The sequence below is a fragment of the Pseudoalteromonas sp. S3178 genome, from assembly GCF_005886985.1.
Classification (GTDB): domain Bacteria; phylum Pseudomonadota; class Gammaproteobacteria; order Enterobacterales; family Alteromonadaceae; genus Pseudoalteromonas; species Pseudoalteromonas carrageenovora.
In genome coordinates this window covers 1-321 of the sequence record NZ_PNCW01000335.1, presented here as the reverse complement: position 1 = coordinate 321, position 321 = coordinate 1, and the positions used below count along the sequence as shown (strand labels likewise).

The following is a 321-nucleotide window of genomic DNA, read 5'->3' as shown; positions in this document are numbered from 1 at the left end:
TGGGGCATCGGAGTCTATCGTTCGATGTTTCAGAAACGGAGCAATCCACTCAGAATCAGCGTGATTAGTCAGTTTTTCAATACATACATCCAGACACTTGACCAATCTTCGAATTTTAAGTGGTTGGTCGAAAAGTATGTTTGCGTAAAGCTCTGAAAGGTAACCTGAGTACTCTTCACTAAATTCAAAGTCTTTTCGCGGATAATACACTCTAAGATCGGTTGACCAAACATCACTTTCTCTCGCTAACTGACGAATGTAGCTAGAGCTCGCTTTGTGCAGATGGGCAAGCAAATAAACACATTTCAACATATCGTTGTG

The 321-nt window shown here is 41.1% G+C and carries 1 protein-coding gene; it reads right to left on the bottom strand.

Annotated elements, in window-relative coordinates; translation table 11 throughout:
• Positions 1-321 (bottom strand): hypothetical protein (locus tag CWC11_RS23090; protein WP_212748107.1); only part of this gene is annotated, 321 nt, incomplete at both ends.